Here is a 2107-nt window from a genome sequence, read left to right on the forward strand (position 1 = left end):
GGCCCGCAACGCCTCGCCGCCGCCTGGGGCGCGCTGCGCGAGGTCACCGTGGACCTCCGCGCCGAGCTCGCCGCCCTCCTGCGGCACCACCGGCCGCCCGCCGGCCCACCGATCGGCCCCGGGCTGGTCCAGCCGGTGGGTCTCAGCGTGCGCCAGCGCCGGGAGCTCGCCGCCCGCGTCCTCGCCGACTTCGTCGCCTACCTGCCCACCTCCGGCGCCGACGCCGTGATCGCGCTGCTCGACGTGCATCTGGTCGAACGGGAGAGCGGCGGTGCCGCGCCCGACCAGCCGGTCGAACTCGTCCAGCTCAGCGCGGACCTCCCGACCGTCCTGGACCCGCGGCGGCAGCTCGCCGAGGACAAGCTCACCGGCCTCGCGCTCGGCAACTTCGCCGCGTTCGCCAAATCGTCGTGGCGCGCCAACGACTGGATGTGGGGACGCCTCGACGGCGCCGGCTGGCTCGCGCGGATCCTGCTCGACCCGCGCCGGCTCGTCCTGCGGCGCGACCTCGCCGTGCTTCCCGAGGCGCCGGTCGACCAGACCGGCGCGGACCGGTCGGGCGCGCAGCCGTGGCACGAGCGGGCGTTCGCCCGCCGTGGCTGGCTGTCCGGGCTGGTCAGTGACCTGGCAGAGGTGGCGGGTACGCCCGCGCCGCCAGCGGTCCTCGACGAGCTGGAGTTCCTCACGGACCCGGACGCGCCCGTGCCACCCAGCCTGCCGCGGACCGCCAGCTGGGTCGCCGCCGGCCCGCAACGCGACATCGCCGGCAAGGAGCTCGTCGAGCTCGCCCGGGCGGTCCGCGCGGACAACGCCACCGGCCTCGACCCGAAGCCCACTGCCGGTTTCCTCGCCGCCGTCGACCGCGCCCTCGCCACCCCGCCCGCCACCGCCCCACCCGACACCGCCCCACCCGACACCGCCCCACCCGACACCGCCGCGGCCGACACGCCGCCCCCCGCCACCGCGTCGGCGACCCCACCGCCGCCTCGAAGGCAGCCGGTCGCAACGCTGCCGCGCGCGGCGGTGGACGAGGTGCTGCGGGCGTGCGAGGTGCCGGCGGAACGCCTGACCGATCCGGCGCAGGGCCCGATCCTGGTGACCGCGCTCGCCCAGATCGTCGCCGTGGCGACGGCGTGGGCAGCTTCGTCCCGGTTTCTGCCCCGGCCGGTCTGGCCGGTGGCGTTCCTGGCTCGGGTGGCGACCCGCGTCGGCTTCGAGCTCGTCCGGGATGTGGCCCACCGGCGCCGCCGGGTGGTGATCGGGTTCGGCGCGGCACTGGTAGGGCTGGGCGTCGCCGGCGGCCTGATCTTCGCCGGCGCGCTGGGTGCCCTGGGCGTCGCGCTGGCGCTGCTCGGGCTGGTGGTGCTGGGGGTGCCGAGCTGGCGCCGGCTGCCGGGCGGCCTGGCTGTCCTCGCGGCGGGCCTGCTCGTCGTGATCGCGGCCGCCGGCGTCATCCCGGTCCTGCACGACCGGCTGTTCGACTGGCTTCGGGACGACGTCGTCCCCTACCTCGACCGCCATCCGTGGGCATGGGCGACCGTGTTCGCCCTACTCGTCGCGCCCGGCGGCTGGTCGCTGGCCGAGGCTGTCACGACCCGCCGCGCCCGCCACCGCCGCTGACCTCGCCCTGGCCCGCGGTGCACTCGGCCCGACGTCGTAGCCGGCGGCGTTTGCCGGATGGCCACACCCTTGGGGGGCCAGGGCCGGCGGCGTTGTCGGATTCGCCGCGGCCGTGCGGTCACGACACATCCGACCAGCTCAGCGCGCCGTTCGGGTCACGCAGGCAGGACAACGGCCGACCGCCGGGATCACGCACGAGCCGGCCCACGTCGCCCGGCTGGCACGAGCCGCCCACCTGCGGCGATGCCTGCGTCGCCGCCGGCGGCCGGGTGGCCCACCGGCCAAGGCCGCCGGCGGTGATCCCGCCGGGGCCGGGGATGCAGAACAGCGTCAGGCCGTTGACGGCCGGTGCCGGCCCGGTGTTCCGCTCCGGCGCGCACGCCTCACCAACGAAGACCGCGGAGGGAAGTGCCGTGGGTCCCAGGCCGGCCGGCGCGCCGCTGGCCCCGGTCGCCGCGGCGCCAGCGGGGGTGGCTCCGGGCACGGC

General features: G+C 77.5%; 1 protein-coding gene and 1 pseudogene. One reads left to right on the forward strand and one right to left on the reverse strand.

Annotation, left to right across the window (positions count from 1 at the left end; translation table 11 throughout):
- A partial coding sequence (locus MXD58_RS30000) for a DUF3376 domain-containing protein (protein ID WP_250611514.1) occupies positions 1 to 1620 on the forward strand: 1620 nt, incomplete at its 5' end.
- A 118-nt stretch (positions 1621 to 1738) separates the two neighbouring features.
- Here MXD58_RS30000 and MXD58_RS30005 read toward each other — a convergent pair.
- A pseudogene (locus MXD58_RS30005) lies at positions 1739 to 2107 on the reverse strand (hypothetical protein); the annotation flags it as partial.

This window comes from Frankia sp. AgKG'84/4 (genome assembly GCF_023242965.2).
Lineage (GTDB): Bacteria > Actinomycetota > Actinomycetes > Frankiales > Frankiaceae > Frankia.